This window comes from Actinomyces acetigenes, assembly GCF_031296635.1.
GTDB lineage: Bacteria > Actinomycetota > Actinomycetes > Actinomycetales > Actinomycetaceae > Actinomyces > Actinomyces acetigenes.
Genome location: NZ_JASPFC010000006.1, coordinates 22523 through 43723 on the forward strand (window position 1 = coordinate 22523; position 21201 = coordinate 43723).

Below are 21201 nucleotides of genomic sequence, written 5' to 3' on the forward strand. Positions count from 1 at the left end.
TGAGTCACGAGCGCGGCGCGGCTCAAAACCCGTCCATCGGAGACGGCCTCGTCGAGAAAAGAGACCAAGTCGCCGGGAAGCCTGACGGTGATCTGCGCAGACACACGATCATGGTGACGAAGGAAGGGTATCCCATATCGGGATGTTGCGAGAGGGGCAGCGGTTGGCAGGAGAAAACGCTGGACATCTGTCAGGCACTTATCGGTTCCGGACGGGCTGTGGATGATAACCTTCGCATCGGATCAAGTGCCTCCGGGCATCCGTATCAGCGTCATCTTTGAAGGTGAAACCATGAGCGACGTCAACTCTCAGGACCTCTCTCAAGAGATTCTGGCTTCGCCGGCCAAGGCATCGATCTTCCTCACTGTGACCGTACGGAGTGGGGGCGAGTCCGCGGTTATCGATCTGCTGACCGATGTGTCCGGGCTGACCCGGGCTGTTGGTTTTCGTTACCCCGAGACGATGCTCAGCTGCGTCGTCGGTATTGGGGCAGGCATGTGGGACCGTCTCTTCGACGTGCCTCGGCCTGAGTATCTGCACGACTTCGAGGCACTGCAGGGAGGAAAGCACAGTGCCCCCTCGACGCCGGGAGATCTGTTCTTCCACCTGCGCGCCTCAACTCTCGACATGTGCTTCGAGCTGGCGCGCCAGATCATGCGTCGACTGGGCTCTGCGGTCGGTACCTACGATGAGGTTCACGCCTTCCGCTACCTCGATAATCGAGACCCTCTGGGCTTCGTCGACGGTACTGAGAGCCCGCGGGGGCAGGCGGCCGTTGCAGCGGCGCTCATCAATGAGGGTACTTGGGCGGGCGGCAGCTACATCATTGAGCAGAAGTACGTCCACAACCTCACCGCCTGGGACTCATTGAGCGTCGAGGAGCAGGAGCACGTCATCGGCCGCACCAAGCTCGATGACACCCAGCTCCCTGATGATGAGCAGCCCACCAACAGTCACGTCACCATGAACACCATTGAGGACGCCGACGGCAACGAGCTCCAGATCGTGCGTGACAATCTCGCCTTCGGTGAGGCCTCCGGGGAGCAGGGCACGTTCTTCATGAGCTACGCCGCAGACCCACGCGTCACTGAGCTCATGCTCCGGCGTATGTTCCTGGGGGAGCCAGAGGGCAACTACGACCGTATCCTCGACTTCTCCACGCCTCTGACAGGATGTCTCTTCTTCGCTCCGCCGGCCGCCTTCCTCGACGACGCCGACCAGTACGCGAAGCCTTCTGTCCGACCTGAGGCCGGACCGCAGGACCCGACCCAGCCCGCCACTGAGCTGAGCGCCGCCAAGGACCTGGGGTTCAACGCGTCTTCTGAGGCGCCGCGCGACCAGACACCAGATGACCACAGCAATGGTGCAGGTTCCGCTGCCGCACCGTCCGACGGATCCCTTGGGATCGGAAACCTGAAAGGCCGAGTATGAACAATCTGCATCGACAGCTGGCCCCCATCTCCGAGGCCGCCTGGAGCGAGATCGACCAAGAGGCGCGACGCACCTTCATCCGCTGGATCGCCGGACGACGCGTCGTCGACGTGGTCGGACCCGACGGAGAGGATCTCGCGGCAGTACGCACCGGCCACCAGGTACGCGTGGACACCCCCTTCGAAGGTGTCCAGGCCCACCAGCGTCAGGTCCGCCAGGTCGTCGAGCTGAGGGTTCCCTTCCGGGTCAGTCGCGAGGCGGTCGACGCCGTCGACCGGGGAGCCCAGGACTCCGACTGGCAACCCGTGAAGGACGCTGTTGCTCAGATCGCCAGAGCCGAGGACGGCATTGTCTTCGACGGGCTGGCGAGCGCGGGCATTGAGGGGCTGGTTCCCTCAAGCTCCAACCCTGTCGTATCGCTCCCACAGCCGAAGGATCTTCCTGACGCCGTTGCTGCTGCCCTCAAGGAGCTCCGCCTCGCCGGAGTCGAAGGCCCCTACGCCCTCCTGCTCTCCGCCGAGCTGTGGACCGCCGTCGCGGAGACCACTGACGACGGTTACCCCATCCGTAAGCACATCGATCGTCTCCTGGATGGTGAGGTCCTGTGGGCTCCCGCCATTCAGGACGCTGTCCTGCTGAGCACGCGGGGCGGCGACTACGAGCTGCACCTCGGTCAGGACCTCTCCATCGGATATCTCTCACACGATGCCGAGTCGATTGAGCTCTATCTCCAAGAGACGCTCACTTTCCTCCCGTACACCTCTGAGGCGAGTGTCGTGCTGACGCACTGAGGTCGCCCACCGGGTCCTACACTCGCCCTGATGAGCGAGCAGACTGAGCACACGGTGAACTCACCCACGGAGTCCTCCCAGCGCCCCGCCCCCCAGGAGATCCTGGGGCAGGCCGGTCGCCGTGGCCCTTTTCGCTACGGCGAACGCATCCAGGTCACCGACACCAAGGGCCGTAAGAACACCTTTCTGCTCGACCCCCACGGCTACTTCCAATCCGTGCGTGGCTCCTTCCGCCACCGAGACGTCGTCGGCATGGACGAGGGCAGCGTCATCGAGACCGACACCGGCCACGAGCTGCTCCTGCTGCGCCCGCTCCTGGCCGACTACGTCCTGTCCATGCCCCGCGGCGCGCAGGTGGTCTACCCCAAGGACTCCGGTCAGGTCATCGCCCTGGGCGACATCTTCCCCGGCGCCCGCGTCCTGGAGGCCGGCGTCGGCTCGGGGGCCCTCACTATGAACCTGCTCTCCGCCATCGGGGAGGGCGGCCACCTGCTGTCCATCGAGCGTCGTGAGGACTTCGCCCGGATCGCCGCCTCCAACGTCGACGCCTGGTTCGGCCGCCACCACCCCGCCTGGGAGCTGCGCACCGGGGACTTCGCCGACGTCGTCGCCGCCCGGGTGGAACCCGGCAGCATCGACCGGGTGGTCCTGGACATGCTCGCCCCCTGGGAGAACGTCGAGGCCGCTTCCCAAGCCCTGGCCCCGGGTGGACTCTTCCTGGCCTACGTGGCCACCGTCACCCAGCTCTCCCGCACCGTGGAGGCCCTGCGACACAGCGGCCTGTTCACCGAGCCCGAGTCCTGGGAGTCCATGGTGCGCACCTGGAACGTCGACGGACTCGCCGTGCGCCCCGACCACCGCATGGTGGCGCACACCGGCTTCCTGCTGACCGCCCGTCGCCTGGCCACAGGCTCCCGGCCCCTGACCCGCAAGCGCCCGCCCGCCCGCGGCGCCTACGACGAGGGCGGCTACTGGCTGCCCGACGACGTCAAGGAGCACACCAGCACCGACAAGAAGGTCCGCCGCGTTCTGCGTGACTGCCAGGCCAAGCAGCCCTCCGACGCCACACCCGTTCTCAGCGGGAGCGCGGACGACGACCAGGACGGTACTGACCATGTCTGAGACGTCTGCGGCCGGCGCAGGCACAGCTCAGCCACTGGGGATGCCTGCTGCGGACTTCACCAGCCACCAGCTGCGTGAGGCCCGCGCCCAGGCCGTCAGCCTGGCGGCCAAGAACGAGCGCCTGGTAGCCGCTCTGGGCACCGCCCGCGAGCGCATCGCCGAGCTCGGCCAGCAGCTCGACGCCGTCACCCACCCCCCGGTCACCCTGGGACTGCTCACTGGTCGTCCCCGCACGAGGGGTGCTGTAGGTGACACTGACGATGCCGTCGATGCCGCCGACGCCGCCCGGCCCCGCGAGGTCGCCGTGAGCCTGTCCGGCCGCCAGATGCTCCTGCACGTCCACCCCGGCGTCGATGACACCGAGCTGCAGGTCGGGCGGCTCGTGGCCGTCAACGACCAGATGCTCGTCGTCGCCACCCTCCCCGAGCCGTGCACCGGTGAGGCCGTCACCCTGGAGGAGAGGCTCGATGACGCCCGGGTCCTGGTGACTACCGGCGCAGGAGGCACCCGGATCCTCACCCTGTCCTCGGCTCTTCGCCGCATCTCCGAGGCCGGCGAGGGGCTCAAGCCCGGCGACACCCTGGCCGCCGACCTGCGCGCCGACGTCGCCACGACTCTCATTGAGCGCACCAGTGTCGAGCAGCTGGTCGTCGCCGAGACACCCGACGTCTCCTGGTCGGACATCGGGGGGCTGGGCCCGCAGATCGAGCAGATCCGCGATGCCCTCGAGCTGCCCTTCACCCACCCCGAGCTCTTCCAGACCTACGGCCTGCGCGCCCCCAAGGGACTGCTGCTCTACGGCCCGCCCGGCTGCGGCAAGACCCTCATCGCCAAGGCCGTGGCCACCTCGCTGGCCGGCTCTCCCAGCGCCTGCGGCGTCACAGGGCGCTCGGCGGCGTTCCTCAACATCAAGGGTCCTGAGCTGCTGAGCAAGTTCGTCGGTGAGACCGAGCGCCAGATCCGCGCCATCTTCGACCAGGCCCGCAAGGCCGCTGCCGAGGACCGGCCGGTGGTCATCTTCTTCGACGAGATGGAGGCCCTCTTCCGTACCCGCGGCACCGGCGTGTCCTCCGACGTCGAGACCATGATCGTGCCCCAGGTCCTGGCGGAGATCGACGGCGTGGAGTCCCTGCGCAACGTCGTCATCATCGGGGCCTCCAACCGGGAGGACATGATCGACCCCGCCATCCTGCGCCCCGGGCGCCTGGACGTGAAGATCCGCATCAACCGGCCCGATGCGGCCGCTGCTGAGGAGATCCTCGCCCGGCACCTCACCGCCGACCTGCCCCTGGCCCCGGCCGAGCTCGCGGCCCACGGGGGAGACCACGCGGCCACCGCCGCCTCTTTGCGCCGCGTCGTCGTCGAGGCCCTCTACGCCCGCAACGACGCCACCGCCGTCCTGGAGATCACCGAGGCCCACGCGGCCGGCGGCACCTCCACCCGCGTCCTTCACCTGGCCGACCTCACCAGTGGCGCCATGCTGGCCGCCATCGTCTCGCGCGCCAAGACCGCCTCCATCAAGGATGAGCTCGCCGGGGGAGCGGGCGGGCTGAGCGCAGCCAGGCTCCGCTTGGCCGTCGAGACCGAGGCGCGGCAGAACGAGGAGATCACTGGCGCCACCACCCCCGAGGGGTGGGCCCGGCTCATCGGCACCCGCACCTCGCAGATCCTCAGCGTGCACAGACTCGGCAAGGAGAGCACATGAACGACGTCGGCTTTCAGCCCGGCCCGGTGACGCGACCCGTCGGCCTGGAGACCGAGTTCGGGGTCCTGCGTCCGGGCGACGCCTACGCCAACCCCGTGGTCCTGTCCACCCGGGTGGTGGAGGCCTACAGCGTCGGCGCCGGTGTGCCCACGGCGCGGTGGGACTACGAGGGCGAGGATCCTCTGGCCGATCTGCGTGGCGGCAGGCTTCGGCGTTCCGCCGCCCACCCCAGCCAACTCACCGACGACCCCGCACGCCCGGCGCCGTCAGGTGACGTTCCGCCGGCTCCCTGGGGATCGCGCGCCCGCCCCAGTGCCGCCGAGGCGGCCCTGCCCCGGGCCACGACGGCGGTCCTGGTCAACGGTGCCCGCTTCTACGTGGATCACGCCCACCCCGAGTACTCCTCACCCGAGGTCCTCACCCCTCGCGACGCCCTGATCTGGGATCGTGCCGGCGAGGTGGTCGCCCGGCGCGCCATGACGGCCCTGGATGAGGGCAGCGTCGATGCGCCGGCGCAGATCGTCCTGTACAAGAACAATGTGGACGGCAAGGGTGCGGCCTACGGCTCCCACGAGAACTACCTCGTGCGGCGCGACGTGCCCTTCGAGGCGCTGGCCGAGGTCCTCGCCCCTTTCCTCGTCACCAGGCCCGTCCTCGTAGGCTCCGGCCGGGTCGGCATCGGACAACGCAGTGAACGCCCCGGATTCCAGATCAGTCAGCGCGCCGACTACGTCGAGTCCGAGATCGGCCTGCAGACCACCTTCAACCGCCCCATCATCAACACCCGCGACGAGCCGCACGCCGACGCCCGCTGGCGCCGTCTTCACGTCATCAACGGGGACGCCAACCGCTTCGACGTTCCCATCTACCTCAAGATCGCCACCACCGACCTGCTCCTGTGGTTCCTGGAGCAGGCGTACACCGAGGGCTCCGACCGGTTCACGGAGACTCTGACCCGTCTCAGGCGCCTGACCATCATCGGCGACCCCGTCGAGGAGCACTGGGCACTTTCTCACGACCCCACCCTCTCCCACGAGCTGCGCACCCAGTCCGGGTCCATGACCGCCCTGGCGATTCAACGCGCCTTCCTCGATGCCATCAGCCCAGCCGTCACACGTGTGGAAAACGCTCAGGCCCATCGCGCCCTGGCTCTGTGGAGGCAGGTCCTCGACGCCCTGGAGCAGTGGCGCCACGACGGAGCCGGCCCGGCCGCCCAGATGGTGGAGTGGGTCGCCAAGTACGAGCTCTGTGAGGGACTGCGCCGCAGGTCGGGAACCGGCTGGGACGATCCTCGTCTGGCGGCTCTCGACATCCAGTGGGCCGATCTGCGCCCGGGGCGATCCGTCGTCGACCGGCTCGACGCCGCCGGCAGGATCCACCGGTTGGTTTCCGAGGCAGAGATCCAGCGCGCGGCCGACACACCACCCGAGGGCACACGTGCCGCCATCCGGGGAACCGCCATCCGCCGCCACCCGCAGGTCGTGGGTGCCTCCTGGACCTGCCTCCTCCTTGACGTTCCGGGCGCCCCCGAGCTGGCGCGTCTGCGCCTGCCCGACGACGTGGTCGTCGGCCCCGATGAGATGGCGACCATCCTGGAGGAAATTGGTCGCCGGGCGGAACCTGAGAGACACTGAGCCTTGCAACACGCTCACCAGCGGTGCGCAGCTGGGCAGGACGAGTGAAGGAGCAACACATGACGCCGCAGCACGCCAGTCAGTCCCATGGGCAGGTCCGTCACGGCGGTGTCGAGACCACCGCAGCGGACACTGACCAGGCGATCAGCGCCGGGACATCGGCGTCGGCCGGGCAGGCCAGTGACGTTGACAGCATCCTCGATGAGATCGACTCGGTCATTGAGACCAACGCCGCAGCCTTCGTCCAGGGCTTCGTCCAGAAGGGCGGCCAGTGAGCATGAGCGGCTCACGGCCCTTGGCGCGGCGCATCATCGGGGTGGAGACCGAGTACGGCATCACCTGTGCCCCCACCACCGACGGCCCTCCTCCCATGGACGCCGACCACGCCGCTCGTGAGCTCTTCGATCCCGTGGTACAGCGCTCGCGCTCCTCGAACGTCTTCACTCGTGGGGGCGCTCGTCTCTACCTGGACGTGGGCTCCCACCCCGAGTTCGCCACCGCCGAGTGCGACCGCCTTGAGGACGTGCTCGCACAGGACCGCGCCGGTGAGCTCGTCATGGCCGATCTCGCCGAGCAGGCCAACACCCGCTTGGCCGCAACGGGCGTTGCCGGGCAGATCCACCTGCTGAAGAACAACCGCGATGCCGAGGGCAACGGCTTCGGGTGCCACGAGAACTACCTCGTGCGTCGTCGGGGAGACTTCTGGAACGATGCCCGCACTCTCGTACCCCACCTGGTGACCCGGCAGATCCTCGTCGGCGCCGGCCATATCGCGGGCGACGGGATCAGGGGCTACGTCTTCTCCCAGCGGGCCGACCAGATGTGGGATGCCGTCTCCTCAGCCACGACCCGGGCCAGGCCGCTGATCAACACCCGGGACGAACCACATGCCGATGCCGAGCGCTACCGGCGCATGCATGTCATCGTCGGGGACTCCAACATCGCTCAGGGATCCACCCTGCTCAAGGTGGCGGGCATGGACCTGCTCCTGGACTACCTGGAGCACGGGGGAGACCTTGGTGATCTGGCCCTGGCCGATCCCATGAGGGCCATCCGCGACACCTGCCATGACATGAGTGGAGGGGTGCTGCTGGAGCGAGTCGACGGGCGGACCATCACGCCGTTGGAGATGCAGGCCGAGCACCTGGGACGTCTCCGCGATCACGTCGCACGGGACATCGAGGTCACTGCTCTCCACACTGCCGCACTGGATCTGTGGGAACGAGGACTCCAGGCCCTGCGCCTGCAGCAGCCCGAGCTTGTGGACACGGAGCTGGACTGGGCGGTCAAGCAGCGGCTGCTGACCCGTTACTGCCAGCGGCACGACACCGATCTGACCGATCCCCGGGTGAGGCGCTTGGCCCTGGCCTACCACGACGTCTCTGCCGGTGGGGGACTGCGACAGCGGCTGGAGGGCGCCGGGCTCCTGCGCCGATTCGTCGACGAAGAGACCTGCCGGAGGGCGGTGGACACCCCACCCGCCACCACGCGTGCGCGCCTGCGGGGCGCGGTCGTTGCCAGGGCTGAGGACCTGCGCCGCGACGTGAGTGTCGACTGGGTGGGGGTTCGACTCGACGACGGCGTCTGCTCACCTGTTATGCTGAGTGATCCCTTCTGTGCCGTAGACGAGCGCATCGATGCACTCCTGGAGAGCATGGAGCGCCCGGCAACCGACCTTCCCATCGGGGTGTGAACAGTGAGGTTCACGGCACTGGCAAGGCGACAGACGGAAGACGCAACATGAGTACTACCTCCTCCCCGGATCCCGAAGTGGGCATGCCCCTGACACGGCGTCAGCGCCGTGCGCTCGAACGTGCTCAGCAGGCCCAGCAGGAGGCGGCGACCCAGGACCTGCCGGCACTGTCCCATCCTGCTGTTCAGACCCGCCCCGCCGGTACTGCGTCCCCCGGCACCCGACCCGCAACCGGCACGCCGGCGCCGCGCACTGAACTGCAACCGCAGCCAAAGCCACAGCCACGGACTCAGCCACAGCCTCAGATACCGGGTAGCAGCCATGATCCTCGCAGCGCGCACACGCCGGCCGCACGAGCTGATCGACGCGATCTGTCTCATCAGCCCGGGCACCGGCACGACGAGGTGGTCACCGAAACCCAGGAGCCGGAACCGACGCAGCGGCGACGTACCCTGGGCGGCCCGCTGGGGCGCATGCCCCGGGGTCCTCTGGCGGTCGGCCTGATCGGTGTCGTCGTCCTTGCCATGATCCTGGTGCCGCTGGCCGTCAACAAGCTCATCTCCGGAAGGAACGGTGCGGGCACCAGCACCGCGGCCCAGTCGACCGTACTGGACGGCAACGCCCCCCTCAGCCAGCTGCTGAAGGTCAGCGGACGGGTCGGATCGGGGGTGGCGCCCTCCATCGAGCTGAACGGCGACGCCTCTCTGTCAGCTCCTGGCTCGGTACTGACCGACGTCGTCCAGACCGGGCAGGGGCGCGCGGTCTCCGAGGGAACGCCAGTGATCCTGCAGGTCTCGCAGTTCTCCGGTCTCAATGGGCGCAACACGACAGGTAACGAAGCGGGGTACAAGCTCTGGCAGGGCCTGCTCGGCCCCGACGTGGGCAACTACATCAACACAGCGGTCTCCGGCCAGCACGAAGGTGCCCGTGTCGTCCTGCGCGAACCGGCCGAGGAGGACAACGGCTCCCGGACGACGAAGATCACCGTTGTCGACCTTCTGCCCACCACGGCGACAGGGGAGGCGAGGCAGCCGGCGGCAGGGACCCCCACGGTGACTGAAGGACCGGACGGCTCCATCACCGTCAGCAGCGCCGGACTTCCTGCACCGACTCGAGTGTCCACAGAGATCCTCATCAAGGGCACCGGTCCCCAGATCGGTGCCCAGGACCGTCTGATCGCTCGGACCACGATGGTCAGCTGGGCCACGGGACAGCCCCTGGAGAAATCAACCTTCGGACACCAGGAGCCGCCCAAGCAGCTCGACATGAGCAACGCGCTGGTGGGAGTCTCCCAGAACCTGGTTGATATCACGGTCGGCTCCCGGGTGGTCCTCTCACTGCCCGCTGAGCAGGCGCAGGGCAAGGAACCAGTCGTCGTCGTGATCGACGTCCTGGCCAAGGACCCCACCCAGGCTCCCAAAGCATCCGGGGCTCGTGCGGGCAGCGAGTCGAGCGCTACCACTGATTCCTCCGCCGGCCCAACATCCAAGGACCAGTCATGAGCGTTGCCATCCGCATCATTCCCTGCCTGGACGTCAAGGACGGTCGCGTCGTCAAAGGCGTCAACTTCCAAGGTCTCAAGGACGCCGGAGACCCCGTGGAGCTGGCCTCCCGCTACGGCGCTCAGGGGGCCGATGAGATCACCTTCCTCGACGTCTCGGCCTCGCACGAGGGACGTTCCACCATGTTGGACGTGGTCCGCCGTACTGCCGAGCAGGTCTTCGTTCCACTGACCGTCGGCGGGGGAGTGCGCTCAGTCGATGACGTGGACCAGCTGCTGCGGGCTGGGGCGGACAAAGTCGGTATCAACACCGCGGCCATCAACCGTCCCGAGCTGTTGACGCAGGTAGCGCAGCGTTTCGGCAACCAGGTGGTCGTCCTGTCCGTGGATGCGCGTCGGTGCCCCTCCGGTGTCTCAACGGCCTCCGGCTTCGAGGTCACCACACACGGAGGGCGGACCTCCACCGGCATCGACGCAGTCGCCTGGGCGGTTCAAGGAGCAGAGCTCGGCGCCGGTGAGATTCTCCTGAACTCCATGGACGCCGACGGAGTCACCAAAGGATTCGACACCGAGATGATCGACGCCGTTCGTCGACGGGTCCGGGTGCCACTCATCGCCTCCGGCGGTGCCGGATGCCCACAGGACTTCGTCACAGCCGCCAACCATGGTGCCGACGCCGTTCTGGCAGCCTCAGTGTTCCACTACGGAGTGATGACCATCGTTGAGGCCAAGAATGCCCTGCGAGACGCAGACCACCCGGTCCGTTAAAAACTGTGGGAGACTGAGCGGCGGGTGAGGTGCCGGTGCACTGCCCGTTCCTGAAGGTGCCTGTGTGGCTGAGTCCGAGGAGAGTGCGTGAGCCACTTCTATTACAACGAGCCCAGTTATCCAAGTGGCGGGAATTCTTGGAAGAACCCAGACAGTGAGAGGAACTACTTGGGGAACTGGTCTCTTGGTCTGGGGATTGCGAGTATTTTCTGCTGCGGAATCATTTTTGGGGTCATCGCGATCGTTTTAGGGCTGCAAGCCCAGGCGGCGGCAGATCGCGGTGAGGCCACTAATCGAGGCGCAGGAACCGCTGGAATTGTCCTGGGGGTTATCGGGTTCTGTGCCACCCTGATTTATCTGCTTGTGAGGATGGGACTCAGGTGAGAGGGGGGGCAGGTCGGATACCGGCGCTGTGCTGAGGTGGCGCCGCCCAGGCGGCTCGATTTGCGTGCTGCGTGAGTCCTGTTATACTTCAGCAACATACTGAACATCATTGAACCCTATCTACACGGAGAGATGCTATGAGTAACATGGGCCCGTACCCCGGCGGTCAGTACAATCCGCAGCCCGGAGGATATGTCCCTGGTGGATTCGGTCCTCGCCCTGATGAGAAGAATTCGTTGGGAGGGTGGGCGCTTGGTCTTGGTATCGCCAGTTTTGTCTGCTGCGGTATCTTCACCGGTATTCCTGCGATAATCGTAGGTTTTCTGGGTATGCAAGCAGCGAACGAGGGACGTGCCACCAATAAGGGGATGTCCATTGCGGGTATCGCCTTGGGTATTCTCTCTATTGTGCTGGCGATCGTCTTCTACGCCACTGGTCTGAGTGAACGACTCGTGAGCGGATTCCAGTCCTAGGTCCTCGTCTGTCGTCTCCGCTCCGTTGTGCAGGGACTTCGTCAATTGCCTGCACAACGGAGCAAGGACTGTGTGGCGTGAACGTCGAGAATGATGGGGTGTTCTCCCCGTTGAGATGAGGTCGTTCCCAGGGGTGTGATATGTGTGCTCGTGTAGGCTGAGTGCCGCGCTTCGCCCCAGGGGAGGAATAATGAGTGAATTGAATCCTTACCAAGCAGATCCTTATCGTCGAGGAGTTGCTGGTTCTCCTTATTCCTATCCTTCTGACTCCAATGTTGCCTCCCAATCTGCTTCGGGCATGTCATCGACCCAGAACGGTTACTACAGCGTGGACGACCTTGGTGATCAGTCGCTCCCCTTCCCGACGGCACCGGGAGACCAGGTGATCCCTTATTCAGGGTTCGGTCAGCAGCCTTACAGCCAGACCTACGGGGAGCCCTACAGTCAGCAGTACCCCTATCCGTCTCCTTCTTATGGCCCGTATCCGCCATATGGTCAAGGTGCGTACTGGGGGGCACCTTACGATCCGCGTCGGCATGAGGCCAACGCCCTCGGTGGGTGGGCGCTCGGGCTCGGTATTGCGAGTATCTTTGCGAACTGCTTGTCTTTCGGCCTGATCTTGGGCATACCGGCGATCGTCGTCGGAGTGCTGGGCGTGGGTGCCGCCAATGAGGGGCGTGCCTCGAACAAGGGACTGTCGATAGCCGGAGTAGTGACAGGCGCCATTGGTACTGTCATCAGTGCTGGCTCCCTTATTCTGCTCATGGTGATGTTGCTTCAATGAACTGTATGTCTGAAGACTGCTGCGCGAATGCCTCGAAGAGGCTCGAGCGCTCCGGTGGGCGCGCGGGATCCGGAAGGCGGATCGGACTGGGGCTTCTGATGGTTCTGTCCGCCCTGCCGGGTGGCCTCATCGTGCTTCGCGCACTGACTCTGCCCCGCAGCTCTCCGGGGCTTCCCGACCTCTGCCCACTTCACCGCACCACAGGGCTGTGGTGCCCGCTGTGCGGAGGCACCAGGGCGACTCGTGAGCTCATGCACGGCGACCTGTGGGCCGCCATGGGCTACAACCCCTTTGCGCTCGTGCTGGAGGCGGTGGTCGTTCTTCTGGTGGCGCGCTGGTTGCTCGCATCCGCCCGAGGCCTGCGACGACCGCTCGTCACCGGTAGGGAGGGCATCCTTCTCGGGGCGGCGCTGGCCGTTTTTGCGGTTGTGCGCAACCTGCCGGGCATGTGGGTCTACCTCGGCCCGCTGCTCGGCCCTCCGGGCTGAGCAGCACCTGGCGTGCATAATGCGGTTGTGACTCTCGATTCCCAGATCTCTGCGCGTCTGAAGCGCAACGCAGACGGCCTGGTCTGCGCCGTCGTCCAGCAGTACGACTCACGTGAGGTCCTCATGGTGGGGTGGATGGATGATGAGGCGCTCCGGCGCACCCTGGAAGAGGGGCGAGTGACCTTCTGGTCGCGGTCCCGCCGTGAGTACTGGCGCAAGGGGGACACGTCCGGACATGCCCAGTACGTCAAGTCCGTTCATCTGGACTGCGACGGCGACGCCCTCCTGATCGAGGTCGATCAGGTCGGAGCCGCCTGCCACACCGGCGAGCGCACCTGCTTCCTGTCCGGTGGCGATCTGGGCGCGTACGTGGGAGAGCGCCCCGACTGACCACTCCTCGGGCAGTGCGGTTTAGCGATTTGCAACAGACGGCCTCGGGCCGTCACGATGGATACGAACAGGCGCTCTTCCGGAGCGCCGGCAGGCGACATCGGGGAGGTGTGTGATGACCTCGTTCGAGGCGATGGTGGCCGGGGCCAAGGCGGCCGCTGACCGTCGCGCTTCGCTGGTTCCCCTGGCCCGCCTCAAAGAGGCCTCCCGCCTGGTTCCCGGCGCCATCAACGCCCTGTCCAGCCTGCGTACCGATGATCGGGCGGTCACGGTGATCGCTGAGGTCAAGCGCTCCACGGCCACGTTCGCGGACCTCAGCGGCGTTGGGGATCCGGGGATGCTGGCCTGCTTCTACGCCGCAGGCGGTGCCGCCTGCGTCTCAGTGGTCACCGGGCCGAGCACCACGCGAGGCTCCCTCAAGGATCTGGACGCCGTCAGGGCCTCCGTGGATCTTCCCATCCTCGCCAACGACCTGGTGGTCACGCCCTACCAGGTGCACGAGGCCCGGGCTCACGGTGCCGATCTGCTTATGCTCGACGCCCGCCTTGAGACCCTGGTGCTCGAAGGGCTCATCGAGAGGGTCCACTCCCTGGGGATGGGTGCCGTCGTCGAGGTCCGTACCCGCCGCGAGGCGCTGACCGCGGTCGATGCAGGGGCCTACATCGTGGCCATCGATACCCGCGATCCCGACACCCTGGTCGTCGACTGCAGCCTGTTCGATCAGGTCACTGACGTTCTGCCGACGCAGGTCGTGCGGGTCGCTGCCGGAGGCGTCAGAGGTCCGCACGATGTCATGAGCTTCGCGCGCTGCGGCGCCGATGTCGTCCTCGTCGGTGAGGCCATCATCCGCTCCACCGACCCCCAGCAGTTCGTTGCCGAGCTGGTCGCCGCCGGCGCCCACCCGGCACTGATCCCCTCCGCCCATCGAGAGGTTCTCTGAGTGCCTGTCGCCACCCTTTCCGCCATGATGCCAACAATGCCAACAATGCCAACAATGCCAACGATGTCGGCGATGTCGGCGATGCCGTTCACGGCCGTGCCGACCGCAGGCATACCGAGCCCGTCCTCGGCCGTGTGGTACCTCGGCCCCATCCCGGTGAGGGCCTACGCGTTGTGCATCCTCACCGGGGTCTTCGTGGCCGTGTGGTGGTCGGATCGGCGCTACCGGGCCCGGGGAGGCCGACCGGAGCTGGTCCTCGACGTCGCCATCGTGGCCGTGCCGGCTGGAATCGTGGGTGCCCGTCTCTACCACGTGGTCTCCTCGCCCGACGACTACTTCGGCCCCAACGGCGACCTGGCCCGTATCCCGCAGACATGGCAGGGAGGCCTGGGAATCTGGGGAGGCATCGCCGGCGGGGTCCTGGCCGGGGTGCTCCTTCTGCGTCATCGCGGCCTGCGGGTGGCTCCCTTAGCCGACGCCGTCGCCCCGACGCTGCTGGTCGCTCAGGCGATCGGCCGACTGGGCAACTGGTTCAACCAGGAGCTCTACGGTTCCCCGACGACGCTGCCCTGGGGACTGCGGATCGACGACGCCCACCTGCCTGCGGGTTCCACCTACCCGCCGGGGACCCTGTTTCATCCGACCTTCCTCTATGAGGCCCTGTGGAACCTGGCTGGGGCGGTCCTCCTGGTGTGGATCGGCAGAAGGATGCTCGCCCGCAGCGGGGTCATGGGCGGGAGACTGCTGTGGATCTACCTCATGATCTACACCGCCGGCCGCGTGTGGATCGAGATGCTGCGCATCGACGAGGCGGAGACGATCCTCGGCCTGAGACTGAACGTGTGGACCTCCATCGTCATCTTCCTCGTCGGCGCCATCGGACTGACCCTCACCTCCCGGCGCCCCCTGAGCGACGCCATTGACAGGCCGGGGCGCGGGGCAAGGAAGGATCGCTTACAGGGCCGGGAGGACGACTCCGCCGAGCACGACTCGCCTGACGACGCCTCACCGGCAGAACCCACCGCTGCGGCGTCGGCCCGCCCGGACCAGGCAGATTCGTAGGGACCGAATCGGGGACCCGCCCGCCACGCCGCCGGAAGGCAACCGGGTGAGGATGGTCGCAACCTGACAAGTGACGAGATTCCTCCTCGTGCACAGGGCCCGGTTCCCGTATTCTTAGCCCATGCGTAGAGCCAAGATCGTATGTACCCTCGGACCCGCTACTGATTCTCCCGAGCAGGTGCAAGCGCTCGTGGACGCCGGCATGAACGTTGCGCGCATCAACCGCTCCCACGGCCGCGCCGAGGACCAGGAGGAGGTCATCGGCCGCATCCGTGAGGCCGCAGCTGCTTCCGGTCGCGCCATCGCCGTCCTCGTCGATCTCCAGGGCCCCAAGATCCGCTTGGGGCGGTTCGTGGACGACCAGAAGGTCATGCTCAACAAGGGCGACGAGTTCACCATCACCATCGATGACGTCCTGGGCACTGTCAAGCGCGCCTCCACCACCTTCAAGGGGCTTCCCGGCGACTGCCGCCCCGGTGACCGTCTCCTCATTGACGACGGCAACGTCGCGGTGCGCGTCGTGGCCGTTACCGACACCGATGTCGTCACCAAGGTCGAGGTGCCCGGTTACGTCTCCAACAACAAGGGCATCAACCTGCCCGGTGTCGCCGTCTCCGTGCCGGCCCTCAGCGAGAAGGACCGCGAGGACCTGCGCTGGGCGCTCAAGATCGGTGCCGACCTCATCGCCCTGTCCTTCGTGCGCAACGCCGATGACATCAAGGACGTCCACGAGATCATGGACGAGGTCGGCGTACGCCTCCCGGTCATCGCCAAGATCGAGAAGCCCCAGGCGGTGGAGAACCTCTTCGACATCGTCTCCACCTTCGACGGCATCATGGTGGCCCGTGGTGACCTCGGTGTGGAGATGCCCCTGGAGGCCGTCCCGCTGGTGCAGAAGCGTGCCATTGAGCTGGCTCGCCGGCAGGCCAAGCCGGTCATCGTGGCCACCCAGGTCCTGGAGTCCATGATCCAGAACCCGCGGCCCACGCGGGCCGAGGCCTCCGACTGCGCCAACGCGATTCTCGACGGCGCCGACGCCGTCATGCTCTCCGGTGAGACCTCCGTGGGCGCCTACCCCATCGAGGCTGTGCGCACCATGGCCAGCATCATCGAGAACGTCGAGGAGCACGGAGGGGAGCGCATCCCCAGCCTGGGCTCCTACCCGCAGACGCGCGGTGGCGCCCTGACCCGCGCCGCCGCAGAGATGGGCGAGCATCTCGATGTCACCTACCTGGTGACCTTCACCCAGTCCGGTGACACCGCCCGACGCCTGTCGCGTCTGCGCTCTCCGCTTCCGCTGCTGGCCTTCACCCCGCTGCACGAGACCCGTAACCAGCTTGCCGTCTCCTGGGGCGTGCAGTGCTACGAGGTGCCCGAGGTCCAGCACACTGACGAGATGGTGGCCCAGGTCGATGAGATCCTTCAGGACAAGCACCTGGCCCAGCCCGGGGATACCGTCGTCATCGTGGCCGGCATGCCTCCGGGCACGCCCGGCTCGACCAACTCGATCCGTGTCCACACCGTCGGCGAGACGGGCGACTACAAAATCTGAGCACCATGAACTGAAGGGGGGCTCCCACCACCTGGTGGGAGCCCCCCTTCAGTTCATGAGTACCTCCGGTGGGACTCGAACCCACAACACTCCGATTTTGAGTCGGATGCCTCTGCCAATTGGGCTACGGAGGCACGCCGCCGGCTCTGCGGGGGCGCTAACAGCGAGATCATACTAGGATCGCAGCCGTGAGCAATGAGTCCAGCACCACCAAGTCCCGCCGGGTGCTCGTCGCTGAGGACGAGACCCTCATCCGCCTTGACATCGTCGAGACTCTCACCGACGCCGGCTACGAGATCGTCGCTGAAGCCGCAGACGGGGAGGAGGCTGTTCGCCTGGCTGATGAGCATGACCCTGACCTGTGTGTTCTTGACGTCAAGATGCCGGTGACCGACGGCATCACCGCGGCGGAGAGGATTCTCGAGAAGCACAACTGCGCCGTCGTCATGCTGACCGCCTTCTCCCAGACCGAGCTCGTCGAACGAGCCAGCGCCGCCGGCGCCATGGCCTACGTCGTCAAGCCCTTCACCCCGGCGGATCTCATCCCGGCACTTGAGATCGCCATGTCACGGCACGAGGAGATCCTCTCCCTGGAGAGTGAGATCTCCGACCTCACCGAGCGCTTCGAGACCCGTAAACGCGTTGACCGGGCCAAGGGACTGCTCATGGAGCGCATGGGGCTGAGCGAGCCGGAGGCGTTCCGCTGGCTGCAGAAGACCTCCATGAACCGGCGTCTGACCATGCGCGAGGTGGCCGACGCCGTCATCGAACAGGTCGGTTCGGCCAAGAAGGACTAAGCGCCCACTGATCGCCCTCTGCGGAGCGGAGCCTCAGGTGAACAGGCTGCGCAGCGTCCCGACGGCGATGGTCCGCTCCTCGTCGTCAGTGACCGTCACCTGGTAGACCACGGTGCGACGGCCGCGGTGAAGAGGAACGGCGGTGGCCTTCACCCAGCCCTGGGACACGGAGCGCAGGTGGCTGACCGTCAGCTCCGCCCCCACCGGGACGGCACCGTCGGGCGCCGCCGCGCGCGCGGCCACGGAGGCAGCCGTCTCGATGATCGCAGCGGTGGCACCGCCGTGCAGGATTCCGACGACCTGTCGGGCGCCATCGACCGGCATCCGGACCTCGGTCCGATTCGCGTCACGAGTCACCACCTCCATCCCGAGGGTCTCCATGAGCGTGCCCTCCTCACTGTCCTCCAGCACCGCGTGCAGTGCCGAGGAGGCGGAGACGGCAGAGCCCGCGGGACGCGGATCCGGGTACGGGCGCCGGGCAGGGTCCGGGAAGGCTACGGCGGAGGCGCTCGCTCCGGAGTAGGAGGCCGCAGTGACGCGGCCTACGGGGCCCAGCGGCCCGACGACCGCCGGCGAGCTGGGGGAGTCGGCGGAGGCAGGAGAGGCCTGAGAGTCACTGGAGCCCCCTACGCTGATGGGGGAGAGGGGCGAGTCGGACTGTGGATGGGTCATGGGCCTAGGCTGGCACGGTGAGCACCACCGCGACCAGCCCTGCGACGAGTCCAACACCTCAGTCCCCCTCGGATCCGGTACCCGAACGTCTTCTTCTCATTGACGGACACTCGATGGCCTTCCGCGCCTTCTACGCGCTGCCCGTCGACAACTTCACGACGTCGACGGGGCAGTCCACCAACGCCGTCCACGGCTTCGTGTCCATGTTCCTGTCGCTGCTGGACAATGAGCGCCCCACCCACGTGGCGGTCGCCTTCGACCTGCCGGGAGGCACCTTCCGCACTGAGGAGTACGCCGAGTACAAGGGAACCCGCGATGAGACGCCGCAGCCCTTCCTCGGGCAGGTCGAGCTCATCCAGGAGGTCCTGGAGGCCATGGGCGTCACAGCGCTGACCGCGCCGGGCTACGAGGCCGACGACATCCTAGCCACCCTGGCGACCTCTGCCCAGGCAGAGGGCATGGAGGTCCTCATCTGCTCCGGAGACCGCGACTCCTTCCAGACGGTCACCGAGCGGTGTACCGTGCTCTACCCGGTCAAGGGCGTGTCAACACTGCGTCGCATGACGCCTCAGAAGGTGGAGGAGCGCTACGGGGTGACGCCCGAGCGCTACCCGCACCTCGCCGCCCTGGTCGGCGAGACCAGCGACAACCTCCCCGGAGTCCCGGGCGTGGGCCCCAAGACCGCCGCCAAGTGGATCAACCTCTACGACGGGCTCGACGGCGTCATCGCTCATGCGGACCAGATCAAGGGCAAGGCCGGCCAGTCGCTGCGCGACCACCTCGACGACGTCGTGCGCAACCGCCGCCTCAACCACCTGCTTACCGACCTGGATCTCGGAGTCGTCCCGCGCACCGACCTGCGCCTTGCGGGCGCCGACCGCGCCGGCCTGGCACGCGTGTTCGAGGCCCTGGAGTTCCGCACCCTGCACCAACGGGCGCTGCGCATCCTGAGCTTCACCGACACCTCCGACCACGCCGAGCCGGGCGAGGCAGAGGAAGCCGGCGCTTTGAACGCACTGGGCGACCTGGAGATCGTCTCGCTGGGACACGATCTTGCCGCGGGGCAGCTGGCTGACTGGTTGGAGGCCGGCCTGCCGGCAGATGGCGACGGCGGCACCCGCCCCCTGGGCGTCGATGTTGTCGGCGTCCTCAGCCCGGTGGAGGGCGATGCCGTGCTCGTGTCGCTGTCCGATGGCTCTCGGGCGGTCGTCATCGACCTCACCGAGATCCTGCCCGAGGACGAAGCCGTCCTGGCCCGGCTCCTGTCCGACGTGGAGCGCCCCAAGCTCGTCGCTGACGCCAAGGGCAGCTGGCACGCGCTGAGCGCCCGGGGGCTCACGCTCGACGGCGTCGTCGCAGATCCCTCGCTGGCCGGCTACCTGTGCCGCCCTGAGCAGCGCAGCTACGACGTCGACACCCTCACCCAGCGCTGGCTCGGCATCGACCTGGCCTCCGTCAACGAGAACGGAGCCAGGGGCGACGGCGGCCCTGGCGAGTCCCAGAGCGCCTTCGACCTCGAGGCCCTCACCTCCGAGGCCGTTCCCGCATCCCACCTGGCCAGTGCACGTCGGGCCGCCGCCCTGCTCCCGCTCCAGGCCGTGCTCGATGAGCAGATGGCGGCTCGTGATGTCACCGGACTGTTCACCGACCTGGAGATGCCCGTGGCCGCGACCCTGACCGTCATGGAGAACGCCGGCATCGCCGTCGACGACGCCGTGCTCCAAGCCCGCCAGACCGAGCTCGACGCCCGCGTGACCCACGCCGCTGAGGGCGCCTACGCCGCCGCCGGGCGAGAGCTCAACCTCTCCAGTCCCAAGCAGCTCCAGGCCGTCCTGTTCGACGAGCTGAAGATGCCCAAGACCCGCAAGACCAAGACCGGCTACACCACGGACGCCGATGCCCTGGCCGGGCTGTATGCCAAGACCTCCCACCCCTTCCTGGAGCACCTTCTTGAGCACCGCGACGCCATCAAACTGCGGCAGACGGTTGAGGGACTGCGCAAGGCGATCCAGCCCGACGGTCGCATCCACACCACCTTCCAGCAGACCATCGCCGCCACGGGGCGCCTGTCCTCCACCGACCCCAACCTGCAGAACATCCCGGCCCGTCACGAGGAGGGGATGCGCATCCGCGAGGCCTTCACCGTCGGCGAGGGCTATGAGTGCCTCATGACCGCCGACTACTCCCAGATCGAGATGCGCATCATGGCGCACCTGTCCGCAGACCAGGCGCTGATCGAGGCCTTCCGCAGCGGGGAGGACCTGCACCGCTACGTCGCCGCCCTGGTCCACGGCATCAGGGTCGAGGACGTCACCGCCCAGCAGCGCAGCCACGTCAAGGCCATGAGCTATGGACTGGCCTACGGTCTGTCGACCTTCGGGCTGGCCCGTCAGCTCGGTATCGATAACGCCGAGGCGGCGGATCTGAGGAACGCCTACTTTGCCAGGTTCGGGAAGGTTCACGACTACCTGGAGTCCGTCGTGGAGCAGGCGCGCCGCGACGGATACACCGAGACGATGTTCGGGCGCCGGCGCTACCTGCCCGACCTGACCAGCGACAACCGGCAGCGCCGTGAGATGGCTGAACGGGCCGCCCTCAACGCTCCCATCCAGGGCAGCGCCGCCGATATCGTCAAGAAGGCCATGATCGACGTCGACAGCGCGCTGAGCGAGCAGGCACTGGCAAGCCGCATCCTCCTGCAGATCCACGACGAGCTCCTCATCGAGATCGCGCCCGGAGAGGCCGAGGCGGTCGAGGCCCTCCTCAAGGAACAGATGGGCGGGGCGGCAGAGCTCTCGGTCCCCCTGGACGTCGCTGTCGGACGAGGACGCACCTGGCGTGAGGCCGCCCACTAGAGAGCCCTTCCAGGACCCGCGCTCTCGGCCGAAGAAGCCGGTGATATATGAATGAGATCGGCACGTCATCCTTTTGACATCAAGTCGTCAGATGACGTGAGGGATTGCACGTACGTACGGGATAATGCTTGAGCATCGTCTAGTTACGGATTCGTCACG

The 21201-nt window shown here is 66.9% G+C and carries 20 protein-coding genes and 1 tRNA gene; 19 read left to right on the forward strand and 2 right to left on the reverse strand.

Annotated features, from left to right (window positions below; genetic code table 11):
• Positions 1-291: 291 nt before the first annotated feature.
• The 17 genes from RIV14_RS03545 to pyk all read left to right on the forward strand — a co-directional run bounded on the left by RIV14_RS03545 (position 292) and on the right by pyk (position 16718).
• Positions 292-1431 (forward strand): Dyp-type peroxidase, encoded by a 1140-nt coding sequence (locus RIV14_RS03545; protein WP_075372604.1) that lies wholly within the window; start codon positions 292-294, stop codon positions 1429-1431.
• The gene (locus RIV14_RS03550; RefSeq protein WP_075372603.1) at positions 1428-2222 is read left to right on the forward strand and encodes a family 1 encapsulin nanocompartment shell protein; all 795 of its coding nucleotides are present in this window, start codon (positions 1428-1430) and stop codon (positions 2220-2222) included. The genes RIV14_RS03545 and RIV14_RS03550 overlap by 4 nt, the downstream gene beginning before the upstream one ends.
• A gap of 30 nt (positions 2223-2252) precedes the next feature.
• Positions 2253-3344 (forward strand): tRNA (adenine-N1)-methyltransferase, encoded by a 1092-nt coding sequence (locus tag RIV14_RS03555; protein WP_075372602.1) that lies wholly within the window; start codon positions 2253-2255, stop codon positions 3342-3344.
• Positions 3337-5049, forward strand: coding sequence for a proteasome ATPase (gene arc / locus RIV14_RS03560; protein WP_075372601.1), 1713 nt, complete (start codon positions 3337-3339; stop codon positions 5047-5049). The genes RIV14_RS03555 and arc overlap by 8 nt, the downstream gene beginning before the upstream one ends.
• Positions 5046-6683 carry a depupylase/deamidase Dop gene (gene dop / locus RIV14_RS03565; RefSeq protein ID WP_075372600.1) on the forward strand — a complete coding sequence of 546 codons (1638 nt, stop codon included), beginning with the start codon at positions 5046-5048 and terminating at the stop codon, positions 6681-6683. Before arc ends, dop begins: the two co-directional genes overlap by 4 nt.
• 59 nt (positions 6684-6742) lie before the next feature.
• Complete coding sequence (locus tag RIV14_RS03570) at positions 6743-6958, forward strand: ubiquitin-like protein Pup (protein WP_075372599.1); 216 nt, start codon at positions 6743-6745, stop codon at positions 6956-6958.
• A 2-nt stretch (positions 6959-6960) separates the two neighbouring features.
• On the forward strand, positions 6961-8376 hold the full coding sequence (gene pafA / locus RIV14_RS03575) for a Pup--protein ligase (protein WP_143224212.1): 1416 nt from the start codon (positions 6961-6963) through the stop codon (positions 8374-8376).
• A gap of 404 nt (positions 8377-8780) precedes the next feature.
• Positions 8781-9878 (forward strand): hypothetical protein, encoded by a 1098-nt coding sequence (locus RIV14_RS03580; RefSeq protein ID WP_309324874.1) that lies wholly within the window; start codon positions 8781-8783, stop codon positions 9876-9878.
• The gene (hisF, locus tag RIV14_RS03585) at positions 9875-10645 is read left to right on the forward strand and encodes an imidazole glycerol phosphate synthase subunit HisF (protein WP_075372597.1); all 771 of its coding nucleotides are present in this window, start codon (positions 9875-9877) and stop codon (positions 10643-10645) included. The genes RIV14_RS03580 and hisF overlap by 4 nt, the downstream gene beginning before the upstream one ends.
• Positions 10646-10732: 87 nt before the next feature.
• Complete coding sequence (locus tag RIV14_RS03590; RefSeq protein ID WP_081379609.1) at positions 10733-11029, forward strand: DUF4190 domain-containing protein; 297 nt, start codon at positions 10733-10735, stop codon at positions 11027-11029.
• 137 nt (positions 11030-11166) lie between these two features.
• The gene (locus tag RIV14_RS03595) at positions 11167-11502 is read left to right on the forward strand and encodes a DUF4190 domain-containing protein (RefSeq protein WP_176747135.1); all 336 of its coding nucleotides are present in this window, start codon (positions 11167-11169) and stop codon (positions 11500-11502) included.
• A gap of 190 nt (positions 11503-11692) precedes the next feature.
• Positions 11693-12286, forward strand: coding sequence for a DUF4190 domain-containing protein (locus RIV14_RS03600; protein WP_256699298.1), 594 nt, complete (start codon positions 11693-11695; stop codon positions 12284-12286).
• A 98-nt stretch (positions 12287-12384) separates the two neighbouring features.
• Positions 12385-12774 carry a DUF2752 domain-containing protein gene (locus tag RIV14_RS03605; protein WP_075372624.1) on the forward strand — a complete coding sequence of 130 codons (390 nt, stop codon included), beginning with the start codon at positions 12385-12387 and terminating at the stop codon, positions 12772-12774.
• Positions 12775-12801: 27 nt separating this feature from the next.
• Positions 12802-13164 carry a phosphoribosyl-AMP cyclohydrolase gene (gene hisI / locus RIV14_RS03610; protein ID WP_178387866.1) on the forward strand — a complete coding sequence of 121 codons (363 nt, stop codon included), beginning with the start codon at positions 12802-12804 and terminating at the stop codon, positions 13162-13164.
• Between the two features lie 115 nt (positions 13165-13279).
• Positions 13280-14104 (forward strand): indole-3-glycerol phosphate synthase TrpC, encoded by an 825-nt coding sequence (locus RIV14_RS03615; RefSeq protein WP_075372595.1) that lies wholly within the window; start codon positions 13280-13282, stop codon positions 14102-14104.
• A gap of 45 nt (positions 14105-14149) precedes the next feature.
• Positions 14150-15166 (forward strand): prolipoprotein diacylglyceryl transferase, encoded by a 1017-nt coding sequence (gene lgt, locus RIV14_RS03620; protein WP_081381849.1) that lies wholly within the window; start codon positions 14150-14152, stop codon positions 15164-15166.
• A 121-nt stretch (positions 15167-15287) separates the two neighbouring features.
• The gene (gene pyk / locus RIV14_RS03625) at positions 15288-16718 is read left to right on the forward strand and encodes a pyruvate kinase (protein WP_075372594.1); all 1431 of its coding nucleotides are present in this window, start codon (positions 15288-15290) and stop codon (positions 16716-16718) included.
• 60 nt (positions 16719-16778) lie between these two features.
• Here the strand turns inward: pyk and RIV14_RS03630 are convergent.
• Positions 16779-16852: transfer RNA gene (locus RIV14_RS03630), tRNA-Leu, on the reverse strand.
• Between the two features lie 54 nt (positions 16853-16906).
• On the opposite strand from RIV14_RS03630, the gene RIV14_RS03635 reads away from it, so the two are divergent.
• Entirely contained in the window at positions 16907-17515 is a 609-nt protein-coding gene (locus tag RIV14_RS03635) for an ANTAR domain-containing response regulator (protein ID WP_009405613.1), read from the forward strand.
• A 33-nt stretch (positions 17516-17548) separates the two neighbouring features.
• Here the strand turns inward: RIV14_RS03635 and RIV14_RS03640 are convergent, their stop codons facing one another.
• Positions 17549-18187 carry a PaaI family thioesterase gene (locus RIV14_RS03640; RefSeq protein WP_256699297.1) on the reverse strand — a complete coding sequence of 213 codons (639 nt, stop codon included), beginning with the start codon at positions 18185-18187 and terminating at the stop codon, positions 17549-17551.
• Positions 18188-18204: 17 nt separating this feature from the next.
• On the opposite strand from RIV14_RS03640, the gene polA reads away from it, so the two are divergent.
• Positions 18205-21042, forward strand: a complete 2838-nt coding sequence (gene polA / locus RIV14_RS03645) for a DNA polymerase I (protein ID WP_075372593.1) — start codon at positions 18205-18207, stop codon at positions 21040-21042.
• The last annotated feature ends 159 nt before the right edge of the window (positions 21043-21201 follow it).

Excerpts from the sequence above, each read along its gene's own strand:
- RIV14_RS03545 (WP_075372604.1), top strand. The coding sequence starts at position 292 with ATGAGCGACGTCAACTCTCAGGACCTCTCTCAAGAGATTCTGGCTTCG.
- RIV14_RS03550 (WP_075372603.1), top strand. The coding sequence starts at position 1,428 with ATGAACAATCTGCATCGACAGCTGGCCCCCATCTCCGAGGCCGCCTGG.
- RIV14_RS03555 (WP_075372602.1), top strand. The coding sequence starts at position 2,253 with ATGAGCGAGCAGACTGAGCACACGGTGAACTCACCCACGGAGTCCTCC.
- arc (WP_075372601.1), top strand. The coding sequence starts at position 3,337 with ATGTCTGAGACGTCTGCGGCCGGCGCAGGCACAGCTCAGCCACTGGGG.
- dop (WP_075372600.1), top strand. The coding sequence starts at position 5,046 with ATGAACGACGTCGGCTTTCAGCCCGGCCCGGTGACGCGACCCGTCGGC.
- RIV14_RS03570 (WP_075372599.1), top strand. The coding sequence starts at position 6,743 with ATGACGCCGCAGCACGCCAGTCAGTCCCATGGGCAGGTCCGTCACGGC.
- pafA (WP_143224212.1), top strand. The coding sequence starts at position 6,961 with ATGAGCGGCTCACGGCCCTTGGCGCGGCGCATCATCGGGGTGGAGACC.
- hisF (WP_075372597.1), top strand. The coding sequence starts at position 9,875 with ATGAGCGTTGCCATCCGCATCATTCCCTGCCTGGACGTCAAGGACGGT.
- RIV14_RS03595 (WP_176747135.1), top strand. The coding sequence starts at position 11,167 with ATGAGTAACATGGGCCCGTACCCCGGCGGTCAGTACAATCCGCAGCCC.
- RIV14_RS03600 (WP_256699298.1), top strand. The coding sequence starts at position 11,693 with ATGAGTGAATTGAATCCTTACCAAGCAGATCCTTATCGTCGAGGAGTT.
- RIV14_RS03605 (WP_075372624.1), top strand. The coding sequence starts at position 12,385 with ATGGTTCTGTCCGCCCTGCCGGGTGGCCTCATCGTGCTTCGCGCACTG.
- RIV14_RS03615 (WP_075372595.1), top strand. The coding sequence starts at position 13,280 with ATGACCTCGTTCGAGGCGATGGTGGCCGGGGCCAAGGCGGCCGCTGAC.
- lgt (WP_081381849.1), top strand. The coding sequence starts at position 14,150 with ATGCCAACAATGCCAACGATGTCGGCGATGTCGGCGATGCCGTTCACG.
- pyk (WP_075372594.1), top strand. The coding sequence starts at position 15,288 with ATGCGTAGAGCCAAGATCGTATGTACCCTCGGACCCGCTACTGATTCT.
- RIV14_RS03640 (WP_256699297.1), bottom strand. The coding sequence starts at position 18,187 with ATGACCCATCCACAGTCCGACTCGCCCCTCTCCCCCATCAGCGTAGGG.